The organism is Variovorax sp. P1_G12, assembly GCF_056405555.1.
This window is the reverse complement of record NZ_JBFUBW010000021.1, coordinates 119968-137981: the sequence shown is the minus strand read 5'-3', so window position 1 is coordinate 137981 and position 18014 is coordinate 119968. Positions and strand designations below refer to the sequence as shown.

Annotated in this window: 15 protein-coding genes and 1 pseudogene; 1 reads left to right on the top strand and 15 read right to left on the bottom strand. The window is 65.1% G+C overall.

Annotated features, from left to right (window positions below; translation table 11 throughout):
- From AC1D2O_RS23290 to AC1D2O_RS23240, 11 genes and pseudogenes are all read right to left on the bottom strand, one after another.
- Nucleotides 1-389, bottom strand: a pseudogene (locus tag AC1D2O_RS23290) (hypothetical protein); the annotation flags it as partial.
- 425 nt (nt 390-814) lie between these two features.
- Nucleotides 815-1453, bottom strand: coding sequence for an RICIN domain-containing protein (locus AC1D2O_RS23285; protein ID WP_478093633.1), 639 nt, complete (start codon nt 1451-1453; stop codon nt 815-817).
- Between the two features lie 186 nt (nt 1454-1639).
- The gene (locus tag AC1D2O_RS23280; RefSeq protein ID WP_478157971.1) at nt 1640-2833 is read right to left on the bottom strand and encodes a formylglycine-generating enzyme family protein; all 1194 of its coding nucleotides are present in this window, start codon (nt 2831-2833) and stop codon (nt 1640-1642) included.
- A gap of 137 nt (nt 2834-2970) precedes the next feature.
- Entirely contained in the window at nt 2971-4188 is a 1218-nt protein-coding gene (locus AC1D2O_RS23275) for a DUF2252 domain-containing protein (protein WP_478157970.1), read from the bottom strand.
- Between the two features lie 244 nt (nt 4189-4432).
- Nucleotides 4433-5644 (bottom strand): hypothetical protein, encoded by a 1212-nt coding sequence (locus AC1D2O_RS23270; protein ID WP_478157969.1) that lies wholly within the window; start codon nt 5642-5644, stop codon nt 4433-4435.
- Nucleotides 5645-5670: 26 nt separating this feature from the next.
- Nucleotides 5671-6201 (bottom strand): hypothetical protein, encoded by a 531-nt coding sequence (locus AC1D2O_RS23265; protein WP_477650438.1) that lies wholly within the window; start codon nt 6199-6201, stop codon nt 5671-5673.
- 103 nt (nt 6202-6304) lie between these two features.
- A complete protein-coding gene (locus AC1D2O_RS23260; protein WP_478157968.1) occupies nt 6305-6679 on the bottom strand; it encodes a hypothetical protein in 375 nt (124 codons plus the stop codon).
- Between the two features lie 9 nt (nt 6680-6688).
- Nucleotides 6689-9181, bottom strand: a complete 2493-nt coding sequence (locus AC1D2O_RS23255; protein ID WP_478157967.1) for an arylsulfatase — start codon at nt 9179-9181, stop codon at nt 6689-6691.
- A gap of 183 nt (nt 9182-9364) precedes the next feature.
- Entirely contained in the window at nt 9365-9745 is a 381-nt protein-coding gene (locus AC1D2O_RS23250) for a response regulator transcription factor (RefSeq protein ID WP_478090412.1), read from the bottom strand.
- A gap of 106 nt (nt 9746-9851) precedes the next feature.
- Entirely contained in the window at nt 9852-10403 is a 552-nt protein-coding gene (locus tag AC1D2O_RS23245; RefSeq protein WP_478090411.1) for an OmpA/MotB family protein, read from the bottom strand.
- 144 nt (nt 10404-10547) lie between these two features.
- On the bottom strand, nt 10548-12980 hold the full coding sequence (locus AC1D2O_RS23240; protein ID WP_478157966.1) for a response regulator: 2433 nt from the start codon (nt 12978-12980) through the stop codon (nt 10548-10550).
- Nucleotides 12981-13074: 94 nt separating this feature from the next.
- On the opposite strand from AC1D2O_RS23240, the gene AC1D2O_RS23235 reads away from it, so the two are divergent.
- Complete coding sequence (locus AC1D2O_RS23235) at nt 13075-14055, top strand: Bug family tripartite tricarboxylate transporter substrate binding protein (protein ID WP_478090409.1); 981 nt, start codon at nt 13075-13077, stop codon at nt 14053-14055.
- Between the two features lie 117 nt (nt 14056-14172).
- On the opposite strand, the gene AC1D2O_RS23230 is transcribed toward AC1D2O_RS23235, so the two are convergent.
- From AC1D2O_RS23230 to AC1D2O_RS23215, 4 genes are all read right to left on the bottom strand, one after another.
- Nucleotides 14173-14520: a zinc ribbon domain-containing protein YjdM gene (locus tag AC1D2O_RS23230; protein ID WP_478090408.1), complete on the bottom strand. Its 348-nt coding sequence runs from the start codon at nt 14518-14520 to the stop codon at nt 14173-14175.
- 129 nt (nt 14521-14649) lie between these two features.
- A complete protein-coding gene (locus tag AC1D2O_RS23225) occupies nt 14650-15453 on the bottom strand; it encodes a metal ABC transporter permease (RefSeq protein ID WP_478090407.1) in 804 nt (267 codons plus the stop codon).
- Nucleotides 15450-16370 carry a metal ABC transporter substrate-binding protein gene (locus tag AC1D2O_RS23220; protein ID WP_478090406.1) on the bottom strand — a complete coding sequence of 307 codons (921 nt, stop codon included), beginning with the start codon at nt 16368-16370 and terminating at the stop codon, nt 15450-15452. The genes AC1D2O_RS23225 and AC1D2O_RS23220 overlap by 4 nt, the downstream gene beginning before the upstream one ends.
- Before the next feature lie 41 nt (nt 16371-16411).
- Complete coding sequence (locus AC1D2O_RS23215) at nt 16412-17827, bottom strand: hypothetical protein (protein WP_478090405.1); 1416 nt, start codon at nt 17825-17827, stop codon at nt 16412-16414.
- Nucleotides 17828-18014: the final 187 nt, after the last annotated feature.

Sequence of the window (18014 nt, the reverse complement as noted above, 5' to 3'; positions counted from 1 at the left end):
AGATAGGGGTGCACGCTGTTCGACTGCCAGCGGTTGATCCCCTGGCGGCCCAGGAAGAACCACTGCGCGTCGAGCGTGCCGCTCCAGTTCTTGTACTTGTTCGTGCTGTTGAAGACGCCAAAGCCGGTGCCGACGTTGCCGTCGAGCTCCTCGTACTGGCCACGCAACTCGATGTTCCAGCTGGGGCTGATCGGCTTGCCAATGGACAAGCCTCCGCCCCAACCGTTGTCGGCGTTGCGGTCACCGTCCGGATGGACGTAGACACCGAAGGGCGTGATGTACCAGCGGTCGTCGAAGTACTGGTCCGCTGTGTACGTGGTCTGCGCAAGGCAGGCGCCATACGGGACGGCAAGAGCACAAAAAGCTGCAAACGTATGTCTGTCGAACATGTAAACCTCACAATGTGAATGTTGATGAACGAAGCCTCAGCCGGAGCCAGTCGAGGCCAACAATAGGGGCGGCCAAGCAAGCCGGCCTGCATATACGCAACCAAATGTTTCGCTCCCTAGCTAGCGAATAACTTTTAGTTTCACTTTGTCAGTCGTTGAAATGTGCTATTTGCGCGTCGGCAACACGCGGCCCGAAGCGGGCGGCGTGTTGCCGCTGGCGCTTGCGGCAAATCGAGATGTTTCTCAGCGGTTTCCGGGAAATTTTCGGGAAGGCCCGGTTCTGCGCCGCTGATGCTCGGCCTGTGGAGACACCTATAGAGCGGTTGCGCAGCACCGATCGGTGGGATGTCGAGAGACGGACGTGCAGCAAGAGTGGCTCATCGGCGTTACTTGGCCAAACTTCAGCCGAGGTTGAGCCCCGCATCTCAATTCTGTACGTCGACCAGTGCCCACTCCTGGTTGACGGCGTTGGGTGTGCTGAATCTCGTCACGCAGTCGCGGGCGTGCAAGCCTGCGCCTTGTTCGGGCAGTGCCGACAGCTGAACGTCCGCCGCATCCAGGCACCGCCGTCCGCGGTCGTAATAGTTCTCCAGGACCGTTCGCCGTTCCAGGAGACACAGGCTTCGGACAGGGCATTCGGCCGCCGTCATGGCCACGGGCCGCAACCGCCACAACTGAGAAGCGTCCCCGCTGCATGTCTCCTGGACTACCGCCGCGCCGGACTGGAACCCACGGGTCCTCAGACACTTCCCTGAATGTCTCGCCCGCAGCATGAACCACTGTTCTTCCAAGGGCTCCGAAATGCCGGATCGAGGCAGCCGTTGGACGCTGAACTGCTGGCTCGGGCCGCCGTAGTGCGGCCAAAGGACAACCGGCGCACCATCATCCATCCGGCGCGCAAGGACTTCGGCCATCATGAGCGTGCCGGAATTGACCACGTAAAAGTAGGGGACGTCGGCAGCAGCGGTCAGAGGCATCGCGGCAAGCGCCGACGTGGCGACCAAAATCAGTGTGACAGCGAGGCGAGACTTGGAACTGCGAAGCGCGATGCGACCAGCATGCATGACAACCTCCGTCCGCGACGCGCCTGCCTCGGTGCCCCAACCGCTGCGACACCGCCTGCCAAGTCCGGAAGCTGCAAGACTGAACCTTCCGCCTTCATGCGTCAATATGGCTGAGGTGGCGCCCTGCCCGCAATCAAGACCGTAAGTCGACCGACAGCGAATGGGGGAATCGGTCGTTGAAAGCCTCTACGGAGTGCCTTTGTATCTCGTCGGCTGTGCCGGCCCCATCGGCCGCACGGTGCGTGCTGGCGGATCGCGCGTTGCGCCTGACGGCAGCGCCGCTCGCCGTTGGGTCCATGTGTCGGCATCCATCACCAGCCGGAATCCAAGGTGGGACATGCTGGTATAGGGGTCGGTGCCGCGCCGCGCGCTCGGGCGGTAGCTCATGCAGTAGTCCTCGTTGCACAGGAAGGAGCCGCCGCGCGTCACGCGCCTGGGCGCGCCGACCGGGACGCCAGGCTCGCTGGGTTCCCAACTGTCCGACGGCCCCTGTGAATCGACCTGCACGTTGCCGCTCCTGAGCACGCGCGCGAACTGGTCGGCGCGATACCAGTCGGCCACCCACTGCCAGGCGTTGCCGGTCATGTCCTGGAGCCCGTAGCCGTTGGCCGGAAAGGTGCCGATCGGGCTGGTGCCGACGGCGCCGCCGGCCTTGGCGCTGATCACCGGGAACGGGCGGCTCTGCTGGCCCTGCCAGACATTGGCCATCTGCTTGCCGCCGGGCGCGAAATCCTCGCCCCAGACGTAGGTGGCCTGCTCGAGCCCACCGCGCGCGGCGAACTCCCATTCGGCTTCGGTGGGCAGGCGCTTGCCGGCCCACTTCGCGTAGGCCAGCGCATCGTCGTGGCTGACCTGCACCACCGGATGATCGTCCTTGTCCAAGATGCTGCTGCCCGGGCCCTGCGGATGGCGCCAGTCGGCGCCCGGCACATAGCGCCACCAGCGGGAGAAGTCGCGGTAGTCCACCGCGGCGGGCGTGCCCACGAACACCATGGCGCCGGCCACGAGCTGCGCGTCTGGCGGGCGCTGCGTTCCGGGCATCACCTGCGGCGCGATGGTGTCCCAGTCGGGCTTGCGCTCTGCGGTGGTGACGTAGCCGGTGGCGTCGATGAAGCTGCGGAACTCCTCGTTGGTCACATGGTGGCGGTCCATCCAGAAGCCTTTGACGCGCGCGAGGTGCGCGGGGCGTTCGTTGGGCTGAGCCAGCTTGCTGTCGCTGCCCATGCGGAAGTCGCCCCCGGGCACCCATGCCATGCCGGCCGGGCCCTGCGTGCCGTCTCCGATGACCACGCGCGGCGCGCCGGCAGTATCGCCGCGCTCCCACCACTGGGCGACCGCGAAATAGCCAGCCGCCGCCGGGAGCACCGCCGCGATCACCAACGCCGCTACCGTTCGCCAGCCGCGCACTGAAGCCCGGACTGGCCGCGCGGGGATCGTCGATGGCGTCGGTGCCCGAGCCTTGCCCGCATTCGGCTGGGCGATTGGCGTGCGCCTCCTGCCTCGCTTGCTCATGGTGCTCATTCGGGCTCGATCACCACGTCCACCCGCCCTGACTGCACGGCCTTCCTCAAGACGTCGTGATCGCGCTCGCTCTGGTCCGCATAGGCCGTGGCGAACTGGGCGATCGCCGTGTCGAAGACGTCGCTCTTGCCAAGGTAGCCGCTGATGGCGGCCGGCTCGCCGGAGCGGGCGTGGGCGCGCGCCAGCGTCCAGGCGCACACGGCCGCATAGTCGATCATCAAACTTGGCGTGAAAAGTTCGACGAGGGCGCCGAGCTTCATGTCCCGCAACTGGCGAATGTAGAAATGCCGGCCGAGGTTGCCCTGTGTCCACCCGAGGAAGATGTCGCTCGCCGACTGGATGAGCCTGTATCCGGCGACGACCCGCTGGCCATGGTTGGCGTGCAGGCTCTTGCCGGCATACGGCTCGAGCACGGATGCGCGAGCCTCCTTGACTTGAAGAAAAAGCGGGTCGCCTTCGCCAGCCATCAGCAATATCACGGCGCAGTAGGTTCCCACGCTGCCGACACCCACCACCTTCATTGCCAGATCCTTGAGGTCGTATCGGTCGAGCAGCCAGCGCCGGTCTTCCTGGATCGACTCCCGATAAGCAGCAAAGCCCTCTTTGGCACGCTCGAGGTAGTTTTCCGATTCCTTGCCCGCCAAGTGGAAGATCAGGGGCGGGTTGTCCTTGATGCGCGGCACTTCGCCCGCCATCTCGGCAAGCTTCGGAAAGTCGTGCTCGAGTACGCTCCGCTCGCGCGCCGCGGCAGTGCGCTTCTGCATGCGCTTTCGGGCGTCCTCGTCCGTCACTGTGGCCAGTACTTTCTTGACGTCGATGCTCGAATACCAGACCTCCAGTGCCGACATCTTGCTGTACTCGGCCATGCGCTCGTGATACGAGCGGGCGCAGGCCAGAACGGTGTCGCGTGCCATGTCCTCGCTGAAGTGATTGTTGCGGCAGGCCAGCACGAAGCTGGCAGCCAGGCGTTGCACATCCCACTCCCAGGGAGCCGGCAGGGTCTCGTCCATGTCGTTGATGTCGAAGATCGCGCGCCGCTCCGGCGTCGCGAAGGCGCCGAAGTTCATCAGGTGGCAGTCGCCGCAGGCCTGCACGCGAAGCCCGGTCGCGGGCGTCGCCGCAAGGTCCGCGGCCATGTTGAGCGCGGCGCCGCGGTAGAAGGTGAAGGGCGAGCGCACCATGCGCCCGAAGCGGATCGGGATCAGATCCGGCATTCGTCCAACGTTGGATTCCTGCAAAAGCTGCAGGGGATCCGGGCGATCGGCGGGCGGCTTCCAGGCTGCGAGGGATTCGCGGGGACAAGTGCCGCGAAGTCTCTTGCCCATCGCCTGTAGATCGGCGCGCGAAGGACGCGGGGGGCGTGGCTCGCCAGCAAGCTTCGGCTGCGCTCTTGACGCTCGGTGTGCCTTGTTCAGATCTTTCGCCATGAGGGACTCCTTTGGACCGGCCAGTCGTCACCTATACGAGCACCTTCAGCAATGCATCGAGCACTTGCTGCGGCGAGAACGTCGTCAAGGTGAGAGGAAGAACTGGAAGCAGCGTGGTTGCCGCGAGGTGCAGTACCGTCTTCCAGGTGAACGGCGCCCAGCGCATCCCCTCCGCGATTGCAAAGCTGTTGCCCATGTCCGCCATCGACTGGATGTCCGCGCTACCGACCAGAGGTTCATCGGATTTCGCTCCTCCGCCCAGCCATTTGCGCTCGAACTCGCGCACGTACCGGCTGGCCAGTGCCCCATAGTCGAGCTGGCCCTTGCGCCCCGCCGCCTCGAGCTGAGGGCTGAAAACGAGCAGGGGACCGAGTATCACGAACACCATGAATGCAACGACTGCGACAAGCTCGACCTCGAACTGGACGAGCCTGGCGCCGGCGAAGAAGATCCTGTCGGCGATCATTCCGGCAAGCACGGTTCCCTGCGCGAACAGGAGCGGTGCAAACGCGACCCGCACCAGTGAGAGAAATCCCAGACCGCCGCAGCGATCCGGGTGACCCGCGAGAAGATTCAGCTTGATACGCGACACCTGCCAGAGGAAGCGCGCCCAGATGAAGAGCCTGAAGTACCAGCGCAAGAACAGGAACTGGAACATCGGCATGCTCACGCAGGCAAGCCACCAGCCGGCGAGCGTCAGCTTCATCTCGCCGTTCGAGACACTGCCGTACCAGCTCGACACATCAAGCGTCAATTCCCTGCGCCATACGATCAGAATGCCTATGCCATACACGATGGCGATGAGGAGCAGTTCCGCGCCGATCGAATTTCGCACGCGCATCGCCGAAGCGACAGCCAGGTCGAATTGCTGGCGCCGGTCGTCCGGGACCAGTCCATCGTCCAGAAACGGCCTCACGACCGCGCGCACGCGCTGATGGACGACGAGTTCGGAAACGATGAGCAGAGGCAGCGCAATGAGCAGACGAACTTGCAGTTCGAGGTCACGAAGAAACGGAAGATCGACCCCGGGGCCCCACGCGCGACCTTCGGCGATGGACAACAGAAGCAGCGGCATCCAGGCAAGCAGCACCATGGCGATCGTCCGCCGATGCGACAGGCTTCCCGCATCGTCTGCGAGGTGGGCACGCCGCCAGAACTGAAACAATGGACCACCGAGCACGAGCGAAAAGTCTTCCGGGCCAGGATCGCCCGATTTGTCGGCGCTCGCAATGACAGTGGTCATTGCATGTTCTCCCCGTGCGACACCTTTCAACGGATGACGGCTCGACGATAGCTCCGTCGCGCCACGCCGGCATACGAGACCGGCGTCATGGGCATCCCGATGACGTCGATGAACACCGAGACCTCCGCACCCTTTTCGGGCATGTCGCCCTGAAGGATCTGGACCGTATAGGACAGGTCGCCGCCTTTCAATTCCGGGGCCTTGAGAACCGCCACAACCTGCCGCAGCTCCTTGCCCTCGACAACGGAGATGTCGGCATTGGGCGGATCGGAAAGGAAGCTGTCCTTGCCGTCGCTCCAGAATGGGACGAACGCTGTTGTCTTCATGTTTCCGGCGATTCGTTCAGGACGATCGGAGAAGAACACCGTCACCGGGCTCACCCCGTGCAGGGTCAACCTGTTGCTCGCCTTGTCATAGCTCATGCCGTTCGCCGTTTGCACGAACAGGAAATCAGCCTGCTTGGCGGGCTTCGCAGCGTCCTGCGCCACTGCGGGCGAGAGCGCTGTCACCGATGCGAGCAGGGTCGCGGAAGAAACGAAGGTGCGTCGGGTAGTCATAACCATCTCCAGAAAGTTGAACCGCCTGCAAGTACCGGCCGATCCGTGTGACCGACCGGGCTGTACTCGTCGTCGTTGACGTTGCTGCCTGGCTGGCCTCCGCTCAAATCGTGCGTCGCATGTCGCGCCGCCGCATCCATAGCAGCAGGGCGATGACGATGTGAAGCAAGGCGGCCGGCCACAACAATGGGCCTCCGACATGGACGACCGCACCGAGGTAGCCGAACAGCAGCGCGACCAGGGTGTTGTAGGTCAGCATGGCGCGGAATGCGGCGGCGCTGACATCCGGGCGATGCTGTTCAGGCCAGCACGCCATTCCCAACGAAAGAAGCGCAATGCCCACGAACCGGCCAAGCCATATCGCCAGGTCCGTGGTGATCTCCCGTAGCAGCAATGGGATCACGATGGACGGCGCGATCATGAGCGCGATACCCGTGCCGGCCTCCGCTGCTGCGGAGAAGATGAGAACCCGCCGCATGTCCCGCACCTAGTCTTTCGCCCTGGCGAGCGCGTGGGCGCGCGCCGGAGCCTGCTTCTGCTCTTCCTTCGTCAACTGGACAGGCTTGAGGTTGAAGGTCAGCTTGTCGATCGTTCCGGTGAACTTGAACGGAGGGTCGTAGCGATACTCCAGCAGCGCCACGCCGGTGCGCGTGTCCTGCCCGACGTCGAAGGTCTCGTCCTCCGGGAACGTGATCGGGGTGGAGTTCTTCATGGTGTTCCTGGCCACTTCCTTGCCATCCACCGAGAGCACGCCCGTCCCTCCCTTGCCCAAACCCGGGCCATCGACCTTGTAGTCGAAGACGATGGTGTGCTTTCCCGCGCCGAGCTCGGGCCCGGCCCACGTCGTGCGCTTGAGGTTGAGGAGGTTGTAGACGAACACAGGCTTGCCACTGCGGACGCCCCCCACACCCTTGCTCAGCAAGAGTGCGTAGCCGCCGAAGCGCCCGCCGTCGGTGACGATCACGCCTTCCGCGCCCCCCTTGGGAATGGTGACCTCGGCGGTGATCGTGTACGACTTGTTCAGGATGCTCGGTGCGCCGCTGTTGGGAACACCGGTCAAGACTCCGCTGTACGTAAAGACCGTCCTTCCTGCAGTCAGGTTCGGCCTCGGCGAGTTCCAGCGCGACAGCGACGAGTTGTCGAGCGGCAGCACGTCGTGCTTCTGCGCCTCGGCGTAGAAGACGTCCTGCAGTTGCTTGAGCTTCTCCGGCATCTTGGCGGCCAGATCGGCGGACTCGGTGGGATCCTCGGCGACGTTATAGAGCTCCCACTTGTAGCCGGTGATCACATCGGGCGGCGTCCCTGAACTCAGCTCCCACGGCAGCGTCGCCGGCGTCGTGGCGGCCACCCAGCCGTCGTTGTAGATCGCGCGGTTGCCAAGCATCTCAAAGTATTGAGTGGGCCGCCGACTCGGGGCGCTGGCGTTCGCCTTGTCCCATGTGTAAGCCATGCTCACACCGTCCATGGCGCGCTGCTTGATGCCGTTGAGCGTCTCCGGCGCGGAAATGCCGGCGGCTTCAAGGATCGTGGGCGTGATATCGATCAGGTGATGAAACTGGCGGCGAATGCCGCCCGCGTCCTTGATGTGGCCAGGCCATGACATCACCATGCCCTGCGAGGTGCCGCCGAAGTGCGATGCCACCTGCTTCGTCCACTTGAACGGCGTGTCCATGGCCCACGCCCAGGGCGCCGCGAAATGCGGGAAAGTCCGCTCGGACCCCCAGAACTCGTACCAGAGGTACTGCGCCTTGACCGGCACGGCAACGCCGTTGAAGGTGGTGAACTCGTTGGGCGTGCCATTGAGCATGCCTTCCGGACTTGCACCGTTGTCGCCGCTGATATAGATGATCAGGGTGTTGTCGAGCTGGCCGAGATCTTCGACCGCCTGGATGACGCGGCCGATCTCGTGGTCGGTGTAGGCCAGGTAGGCGCCGTACACGTCAGCCTGCTTGATGAAGAGCTTCTTCTCCAGGACGCTGAGCGAGTCCCACTGGGGAAGCTCCTTCGGCCAGGGGGTCAGTTGGGCGTTGGCAGGCATGATGCCCAGCTTCTTCTGATTGGCGAAGATGGTCTCGCGCAGCTTGTTCCAGCCGGCGTCGAAGAGATGCATGTCGCCGATCTTCTTGATCCACTCCGGCGTCGGATGGTGCGGGGCGTGCGTGCCGCCGGGTACGTAGTAGAGAAGGAACGGCTTGCCGGGTGCGATGGCCTGGTTCTGCTTCATGTACTGGATCGCCTCGTCGGCCATGGCCGTGGTCAGGTTCCAGCCCGGCTTGCCTTCGAAGGGATAGATGGCCGTCGTGTTGCGGTACAGGTTGGGCTGCCACTGGCTGGCGTCGCCGCCGACGAAGCCATAGAAATACTCGAAACCCAAGCCGCCCGGCCACTGGTCGAAGGGCCCGGCCTGGGTCGATTGGAAGGAGGGCGTGTTGTGGTTCTTGCCGAACCATGAGGTCGCATACCCGTTCTCCTTCAGGATGGCGCCCACCGTACCGTTCTCCTTCCTGATGACCGAGTTGTAGCCAGGGAACCCCGTCGCGATCTCGCCCACTACGCCGGTGCCCGCCACATGATGATTTCGGCCGGTGATCAGCGCCGCGCGCGAGGGCGAACAGAGCGACGTGGAATGGAAATTGGTGTAGCGCACGCCGCTCTTCGCGATGCGATCCATCGCCGGCGTCGGAACGACGCCTCCGAATGTGCCCGGCGCGCCGAAGCCGACGTCGTCCGTCATGATGAGCACGACATTGGGTGCTGTCTTGGGCGGCACGACGCGCGGAGCCCACCACTCTTTCGACTCCGAAGCCTTCTGCTTGATCTCCCCGCCGAACTTCGGATCGGGTGGCGGAAGCTGCTTGCCATCGAGCGTCGTCGTGGCGCCTGCAGCACCGGGGACACCGGTGACTTGCTGAGCGAGCGTCGTCCCGCTACCAAGAAGGGCGATCGTGATGGCGCCGGCCAGGATTTTGGGTATGTACATGGTCTTTTCCTTCTCCATACTTTCGATCGATGCAGCCAGGGCTGGGGCCTTTCGGCCCTCGCAGGTACAGCGTCTCCAGGGAAGCAGCGCCAGTATTCGGCGCGCCGTGCCTGCTTGAAATACGACCATGGTCTTATGCGACTCAGGGCCCACGGCTTTCGAATCGCCAAACCCCATCTGCTTCTAGCGACCGAGATCCAGTCCGCCTCCCGCAAAGGCGAGATCAAGCGCCGCCAGGAGGTCTTCCTTGGTGAATGGTTTGCGCAGTACCGCCACGGGATGGAGCCGGGCGAGTTGCGCATCGAGCCCTTCGCGCTCGGATGCCGTGATGAAGACCGTCGGGCGGTCACGTCCGGCCTCAACCAGCGCCTGCTTGAATTCGATGCCGCCGGCTCCTGGCATGTCGACATCCAGTACCAGGCAGGCTTCGTGCTCGAGCGACCCGGAGTCCAGCAGAGCCTCGACGCTCGCGAACGACTCCACCTCGAAACCTGCCAGCCGCATCAACCGTACCAGCGCGCGGCGCAGCGAGGCGTCGTTGTCAATGAGCAGTACGCGTCGCATGGATCGGCTCACGGCAGTGACAGGTGGACTGCCTGCCGACCCTGCACCACGCGACGTGCGACCAGCCTGAGCGTCGCGGACGCAGGGGGCCTGCAGGCAGAGGCGACTAGGGTCGGCTGGCCGCGGCGATCACGATCTCCACGCGACGGTTCTTGGCCTTGCCCTGCGGCGTGTCGTTGCTGGCCACCGGCCGCGCATCGCCGAAGCCCTGTGCCGAAATCCCGCTCGGTGGCACACCCTTCGAAATCAGGAAGCGCGTGACCGCGTCCGCCCGGGCCGACGAGAGTTCCAGGTTGGACGGGAAGCGAGCCTTCAGCGCCGGGCCGATGGGCTCGTTGTCAGTGAAACCCTGGACCACGATCTGCTGACCGGGCAGGTTCGCCAGCGTCGGGGCGATCTTGGCGAGTGTCGCTTCGCCCTTGGCGTTGAGCGTCCAGCCGCCTTCGGGGAACAGCAGCTCGTTGACCATCGTCACCTTGAGCTGGTTCTGCAGCTGCGTGATCTGCGCCTGGTCGCTGCTCAGTTCGCTCGAGAGCTTGGTGTTGAGCGCCTGGTAGTTGTTCGCAGTTGCCACTTCGGTGTCGTACTTCTTCTCCGTCACGCAACCGGAGGCCAGGACCGCGGCACACAACAGGACAACGAGCTTGACTGATTTCATGATGACTCCTTGGGGCGTTGAACAAGAACTGCCACACATCGCGAGGCGTCGCGTGAGACCCGCAGGGCACGAAAGCGTGGAACGCGTAGCAATCAGGGCCCGACTGTCCGCCGACCCCGCACTTCGCGAAATACGACCTTGGTGCTACCTGCGCTCTGGAACCGGCGCCGGCGTTCGAACGGGCACGGGCGGCGGTGCCGCATGCAAGCCGATGCGCTCCGCCATGCGGACGAGGTCGGCGACCGAGCGGGCGCCCATCTTGTCCATCACCCGCCCGCGATGGATCTTCACCGTGGTCTCGGCGATGCCCAGCCGGTCGGCGACGACCTTGTTGAGCAAGCCGGCCACCACGAGGTCGAACACTTCGTGCTCGCGGGGCGTCAACGACGCATGCCTTGCCAGGATCTCTGCGTCCTGGCGGCGGTCCTGATCACCCCCCCGGCTCCTCGCCAGGGCATCGGCCACCGCTGCAAGGAGTTCACTCTTCGCGAATGGCTTCGGCAAGAAGGCAATGGCCCCGGCCTTCATGGCATGCACGGTCGTCGGGATGTCGACATAGCCGCTCATGAACACGATGGGCCACCCAATGCTCGCTCGCGCGAGCGTCGCCTGCAGATCGAGGCCACTCATGCCGGGCATGCGAATGTCGCTCACGATGCAGGCGACGTCTGCCCGGGGGGCGCGATCGACAAAGGCTTGGGCATTGGCAAACGCCACGACCTCATAGCCCTCGCCCTGCAGTTGGCGCTCGAGTGCCCGTCGCATGGCGTCGTCGTCGTCGATGAGGAACACCGTTTGTCCGGAAGCGGCCGGGAGCTTGGCCGGCGGCGCAAGCTTGATCGACAGTGGCGGGCGCGAAGGCAGGTCGATCCGGAACACCGAGCCAGCTCCCGGCGTGGATTGCACCGAAAGCGTTCCGCCATGGGTGGCGACGATGGTCTGGCTGATCGACAGGCCAAGCCCCATCCCAGCCGCCTTGGTCGTGAAGAAGGGTCGGAAGATGCGGGCGAGCGTCGCCTCATCCATGCCGACGCCGCCATCGATGACCTCGATGCGGACCCCGCTCTCGGACGGACTTGCGCGCAGCGCCACGGTGCGCGAACCAGGGTCGAGCCCGGCCACCGCCTCGAATGCGTTCAACAGCAGATTGATCAGAACCTGCTGAAGTTGTACCCGGTCGCCCACGATGTGCGGCAGTTCTTCGGAGCCCTGCAGCGTGATCGCGATGCCCTGTTGGGTTGCTTCCGGTTTGACGAAGTGCAGCACTTCAACCAGAAGAGCGGCCAGGTCGAATTCGCGCCGTTCTGCTTCCCCATGGCGCAGGAAGCGTCGCAATTTCTGGATCATCTCGCCGGCTCGCCGGCCGTCCGCGACGATGTCCGAGACCGTCGCGCGCAGATCGTCGAGATCGGGGACCCGGGCGCCAAGCAGATCCACCGCCGTCTCTGCATTGGAGAGGCTGGCGGCAATCGGCTGCGTGAGTTCATGCACCAGCGATGCCGCGAATACGCCCATGGTGCCGACGCGTGCTGCGTGCACTGCCTGTGCCTGTGCCATGTGTTCGCGACGTTCGGCCTCCTGCCATGCAAGAAAGCTGGCAAAGGCCTCGCCGAGCAGCTGCACCCGGGCCACCAGTTCGTGCGGCCACTCCGGTCCCTCCCGCACAGTGGCAATGGAGAGCGCTCCGGCGACTTGGCCCGACAGGCGCAGTGGCACGATCACGCCTGCGCCTATGTGCAATTTGCGCAGCGCCTCGACATCGGCTGCGGCTGACGAAGGTAGGTCGTCATGCCGCGCGAAGCTCACGAGTTCGCCGCGTTCGAGCTGGGCACTGATCCAGGGGATCGTCGGCATGCGCACGTCGTCTGCGGGTGCGGGAACGCCGTCGGCCAACCAGCGGTGCGTCTTTCGGAACAGTCCCTCCGCCTCGACGCGCTGCCACAGCGTCGCGCGATCGGCGCCGAGGGCACGCGCCACGTCCCTCAGTCCCGCCTCCAGCAAGCGGTCCTGTTGCGCACGGGGTGCCCCGAGCAGCGCACTCAGGATCTCTGACGCCTTGCGCTCGAACTTGATGGCAACGTCGAGTTCTTCCTGCGTTCGCTTGTGCGCGAGCGCGTTGGCGAAAACCTCGGCAAGGATACGGACGCGTTCGACCAATGGTTCAGGCCACTCGCGCTCGTGCCGGAGGCAGCCGAACGCGAGGGCGCCTTCTACCTGGCCGGCAACCCTCATCGGAATCGTCAGGTTCGCCTTTGTCCCCGGCTCACGAAATGACGCCTGGTCGATCTCCGCTTCCGGGGGCAGGTCGTCAACGCTCGGGATGACCACCGCCTCGCCGGCGCGAACCCGGGCCAGCAGCCAGGGGAACCTGTCTGCGATGGATTTCGGTGACACCGGCGGCACGCCGGCGATGGCCCAGGAATGGGTGACGCGCACATCGCCGCCCGACACGAAACGCATCAATTGCGCTCTGTCGACGCCAAGCATCTTGACGATTTGATGCAGCGCGTCCGTAATGGCGCCATCGACCTCCCGGGTCGGCAAGATGAGGAAACGGGCCGACAGCTCTGCCAGCATTCGTTCGAACGCGACGTGATCCTGCGTGGGGCTCGCAGGACGGACCATGGGTGGTTTGGGCATCTGAGCGGCAGTACGGTGGCTAACCAGAGGTATGCGCCAGCATCACATCACAACTCCGCTGCTCGCGCTAGCCATGGCGATCGCGCCTGCCTTCGCCGAGAACCAGTCCGACCGCGAGGCGCCGTTGCGGATCGTGGTCTCCGTGCCGGCCGGTGGCATTTCGGACCGTGTCGCGAGACTTCTCGCCGAAAGGCTCCAACCCAGCCTCTCGCGGCCGGTCGTCGTCGAGAACAAGGCCGGGGCCGGTGGTCGCATCGCGGTCGACGTGCTGATGCGCTCCGCGCCGGACGGCTCGACGGTGTTGCTGGTGCCGATCATCGTGCCCGTCATCGGCCCGCTTGTCTTCAAGGACCTGAACTACAACCCGATGCGCGACATGGCCCCGGTCTCGCAGGTCGCAACCTATCAATTGGCCCTGGCCGTCGCCGCCAGTCATCCGGCCCGTACGCTTCGCGAATTCGTCGCCTGGGCGAAGGAAAATTCAAGGCAGGCGACATTTGGAACCCCGGCGGCCGGGAGCCTGGCGCACTTTCTGGGCGTCGCACTGGGGCGGGAGTCCGGCACCGAACTGGTGCACGTTCCTTACCAAGGCGCCGGGCAACTCGAAATCGATCTGATCGGCGGCGAAGTCGCCTGCGGAATCGCGGCGCTGTCGGACCTTGCGCCGCGCCATCAAGAAGGCCGGATCCGCATCCTGGCCACGTCCGGCGCTGAGCGGTCATTGCTCCTTCCGACGGTGCCGACCTTTCGCGAGCAGGGATTCGAGACAGTCGAAGCGACAGGTTGGCATGCGGTCTACGCGCCAGCGGCGACGCCGGCGCCAGTGATCGACCGTTTGTCGGGCGCCATCGTCGTTGCGCTGGAAACCCCCGAACTGCGCGCCAAGCTTGTCGCGCTGGGCCTCGAACCCACCGGGACGACGCCGAAGCAACTTGCGGCGATCATGGCCGCCGACACGGCGCATTGGGCGCCGATCATCAAGGCCGCTGGATTCAACGCTCCGCGGCAATGAGCAGGTGTGGGGGGCAGCCCCCCGAAAGGAAAGCGAGCGGACCGCAACAGTCGGCCCGAAACGGCTGATACGGCGGTCGCACTGGAGGAATGCGCGAGCGCGCGATCAGGCAGGGCCTCAGGCCTTGCGCACGAACTCCGACTTCAGCTTCATCGCGCCGATGCCGTCGATCTTGCAATCGATGTCATGGTCGCCATCGATCAGGCGGATGTTCTTCACCTTGGTGCCGACCTTCACCACCAGCGACGAACCCTTGACCTTGAGGTCCTTGATGACGGTGATGGTGTCGCCGTCGTTCAGCACGTTGCCGACCGAGTCCTTGATCACCCTGCTGTCATCGGCCGCACCCTCGGCGGCAGCGGCCACCGCGGGCCATTCGTGGCCGCATTCGGGGCAGACCAGGTTCAAGCCGTCCTCGTAGGAATATTCAGAATTGCATTGGGGACAGGGTGCTAGGGTGGTCACGGCAGCAGGTGCTCAAATCGGGTTGCGGGGGGCGTGGATCATAGGTCCTTTCATCACGCCGCCACCCCGTTCGCGAGCGCCGGCAGGTCGACGCACGATCGTCACCGCTGTGGCCGGTCTGGTCGCCGATCAGTGGACTTGACTCGCCGGATCCACTGGCGCGGGCTCGGAGTCCGGCCTTCCGCGCAGGGCCAACACCACCATGAGCGCACACACGCCCAAGGCCCACACGATCACTGCGCCCGACGGCAGGTCGAACAAGGCCGAAAGCGCGAGGCCCAACGCGTAGCCGGCCACCCCGATTCCATAGCCGATCCAAAGCTGCCTCGCTCCGCGGGGCCTGCGCGTGCCGAGCGCCGGAATGATGAGGCTGGAGAACACCAGGTAGACCCCGACGAGTTGCACCGAAGCCGTGACGGCCAGCGCAAACGCCGCATAGAAGCCGAAGCGGCCGAGCCGTTGCACCCAACCCAGGCCCAGTGCGAGCAGCAACACGGCCGAGACGCCGCCCAGCCACAGCAGTTGCGTCAGGTCGACCCACAGGATCTGCCCGACGAGCAGGTCCTTCAGGTGCTCGCCGCCATGCGGATTGCTCGACAGCAGCAGGATGCCTGCGCAAGCGGCGAGTACGAACATCACGCCGATCAGCGCCTCCTGCTGCTGCGGCGCGCGCCGCTCGGTCCAGGTCAATAGCCAGGCCCCGAGCAAGGCTGCGGTCACCGCGGCCAGCTGCACCACGATGCCACCCTCGGGCATGCCCAGCGCGTCGGCGGCAATGACCCCCAGTCCGGCAATTTGCGCGATCGCGAGGTCGATGAAGACGATGCCGCGGTCCAGCACCTGCATGCCGAGGGGCACATGGGTCGCCAGCACCAGCACGCCGGCGATCAAGGCCGGGCCGAGGATGCTCCAGTCGAGTGCGTTCCAGTTCACGATTTGGTCCCGGCGCCGAGCAATCGAGCCAGCGTGTCGTCGAAGAGCCCGAACAGGTCCTTCGCGCCCTCGGTGCCACCCACCGTGAAGGGCAGCTTCACTGCCGGGATGCCGGCGTTCTTGCTGAGCCAGTCCGACGGGCGCGAGTCCTGATAGGCGGCATAGACCACCATGCGCGGCGGCGTGCCCTTCAGTTTGGCCTGGACCTCCTGCAGGTGCGATGCCGACGGCTCGACGCCGGGCTTGGGTTCGAGCACGGCCACCTCCTTCAATCCGAGCCAGTCGTAGAGATAGACGAAGGCGTTGTGCTGAGAGACCACGGACGCGCCCTTGAGCGGCGCGGCCTGCGCCGACCAGCGCCCGATGGCTTGCTGCCAACGCGCTGAAAAATCGGCCTGGTTCCTCGCGTACTCCGGGGCGTTCGCGGCGTCGATCTGCTGCAGGCGCGTGCCGAGGGCGGCAGCCACCGCCGCGATGTTGCGCGGGTCGGTCTGGATGTGCGGATTGCCCGCAGCGTGCACGTCGCCTTGCGAGCGGTCGACCTGCGTGGGGACTTCGAGCTTGCGCACGTAGTCGGCAGCCGCGAAGTTGCCCGGTTGGCCGGGCTGCACCTTGGCGTTGCCGGATTGCTGCAGCAGCACGGGCAGCCATCCGATCTCGAGCTCGGCGCCGGTGCAGACGACGAGGTCGGCGCCGCGTGCGCGGGAGATCAGGCTCGGCTTGGCCTGGATCTGGTGCGGATCCTGCAACGCGTTGGTGGCGACCGACACCTCGACGAGGCTGCCGCCCAGCTCCTTGGCCAGCGCGCCCCACTCGGGCTCGCAGGCGAAGACACGAAGCGCCGCGTGGGCGGGAGCTGTCAGCAGCAGCAGCGGCGCGGCAATCAGTGAAACGAGGGAGAGGCGATGGAGGTTCATGGCGTTTGCCTTGTGTTTCGCTTGGGATGGGAAAGGTGCCGTCAGTAGCTGTGCGCGCCGTGCGCGCCCAGGCTCATCTGGTATTGCAGGAAGACCTGGTTGTCGACATGCCCGATCTGCGCACGGTCCTGCGCGAACTGCAGCCGGATGCGGGAGAACTCGCTGGGGTTGAAGTCGAGCATCACCGAGTTCTTGCTCGGGCGATAGTTGCCGAGAAACGCGATCGTGGCGGGTCCGAAGGTCGGCGTGCCGGGGTCGAGCCGTTCGGTGCGCAGGCCGATGCGCCAGTTCGGCATGAACTGGTAGACCCCTTGCACGTACCAGCCCGACTGAGCCACGCGGTAGTTGCCGAAGGCATCCGAGAAGCCGACGTCGTGGAGCAGGTTGCCGTCGCGCGTGCTGTGCAGGTACTCGCCCTGGAGCTTGAAGTTGGTCCGCGTGGCGTTGCCGTCGGGAGCCCATTTCCAGACGCCGTCGACGATCCAGACGCGCGTGTCGCCGCTGAAGACATCATTGACCGGGAATCCGACTGCGTTGATCGCGACCAGTCGCTGGTCGGTGGCCTTCGCGTTCAGCACCGAAACGCCCGCGCGCCAGTTGTTGCTTTCGCCGATGTCGCCACCGGTGTGCAGGGCCAACGCGCTCATCCCGGCGCCATTGCTGCTCGGCGCGGTGCCGGGGTAGCTGCTGCTGCCTCCAACCTCGGCGCTGAGCTCGACGTAGTGCTCGATCGGAGCCACCCAGCTCATCTGCAGCCCGTTGTTGATGTACTGGGTGCCCAGCATGGCCTGGTAGGCCAGCGGGTTGTCCGCGAAGTCCCAGGTATGCGCGTGCTGCGGGTTGAGATAGCCGATGTTCGAGAAGAAGCGCCCCGCCTTGACCGAGAGCCCGTTGCCGAGCGAGGTCGTCTGGATGAAAGCCTCCTCGATCGACACGGAGTTGTCGGACTCGAGCGCGATGCTGGCCGCGCCCCGCAGCCATGGATCGATGTTGGCCGCGAAACCCAGTTCGGTCTCGCCCAGGCTGAAACCGCGCGTGCCGGGACCGATCGAAGCGCCCGCCGGCAGCGGGAAACCGGTGATCGCGTACTTCGCCGGATCCTGCGACGTGTCGATGTAGCCGCCCGAGAGAATCAACGACAGCGACGGATTGAACGCGTTGGCGCCGGCGCCGGTGGAAGCCACCGCGCTTGCTGGCGGAGGCGCTGGCGGTTGTGGCGCGGCTGTTGCGGGTGCAGTTACGGGTGCAGTTGCGGCCGAGGCTGCGCTGGTGGCGGACGATGCCGCTTCGGCTGCCTTCACTCGTTGTTCGAGTGCCTGGAGGCGCGCCTCGTAGTCCGCGCGCATCGCGTTGATCTCTCGTCGCAGCGCTTCGACATCGGAAGGCGAGGATTCGGCCATCGCGGCGAGGGGCACGACGAAGGCGAGCGCGAGGCTCGCCCGATAGAGCTGGTTCATTTATCGACGCTCATGGCAAAGACGTTGGAATGCGTCCGCCCGGAGAAAGGCGGGTCGGTCAACAATCAGAGCGAAGCGTGCGGCGGGGCTCGACTCCTGTAGGCAGGGGCCAGCAGCTCCTGCCAGGCGCCTCCAGAGGCTCCTTGCGGTGCCTCGTAGCGGGCGATGGAACAAGGAAGGCACGGCG

Coding starts and splice junctions, on each gene's coding strand:
- AC1D2O_RS23260 (WP_478157968.1), bottom strand. CDS start 6,679: ATGCGGCGGGTTCTCATCTTCTCCGCAGCAGCGGAGGCCGGCACGGGT.
- AC1D2O_RS23255 (WP_478157967.1), bottom strand. CDS start 9,181: ATGTACATACCCAAAATCCTGGCCGGCGCCATCACGATCGCCCTTCTT.
- AC1D2O_RS23245 (WP_478090411.1), bottom strand. CDS start 10,403: ATGAAATCAGTCAAGCTCGTTGTCCTGTTGTGTGCCGCGGTCCTGGCC.
- AC1D2O_RS23235 (WP_478090409.1), top strand. CDS start 13,075: ATGCGCCAGCATCACATCACAACTCCGCTGCTCGCGCTAGCCATGGCG.
- AC1D2O_RS23265 (WP_477650438.1), bottom strand. CDS start 6,201: ATGACTACCCGACGCACCTTCGTTTCTTCCGCGACCCTGCTCGCATCG.
- AC1D2O_RS23240 (WP_478157966.1), bottom strand. CDS start 12,980: ATGCTGGCAGAGCTGTCGGCCCGTTTCCTCATCTTGCCGACCCGGGAG.
- AC1D2O_RS23220 (WP_478090406.1), bottom strand. CDS start 16,370: ATGAACCTCCATCGCCTCTCCCTCGTTTCACTGATTGCCGCGCCGCTG.
- AC1D2O_RS23215 (WP_478090405.1), bottom strand. CDS start 17,827: ATGAACCAGCTCTATCGGGCGAGCCTCGCGCTCGCCTTCGTCGTGCCC.
- AC1D2O_RS23250 (WP_478090412.1), bottom strand. CDS start 9,745: ATGCGACGCGTACTGCTCATTGACAACGACGCCTCGCTGCGCCGCGCG.
- AC1D2O_RS23275 (WP_478157970.1), bottom strand. CDS start 4,188: ATGCCGGATCTGATCCCGATCCGCTTCGGGCGCATGGTGCGCTCGCCC.
- AC1D2O_RS23285 (WP_478093633.1), bottom strand. CDS start 1,453: ATGCATGCTGGTCGCATCGCGCTTCGCAGTTCCAAGTCTCGCCTCGCT.
- AC1D2O_RS23270 (WP_478157969.1), bottom strand. CDS start 5,644: ATGACCACTGTCATTGCGAGCGCCGACAAATCGGGCGATCCTGGCCCG.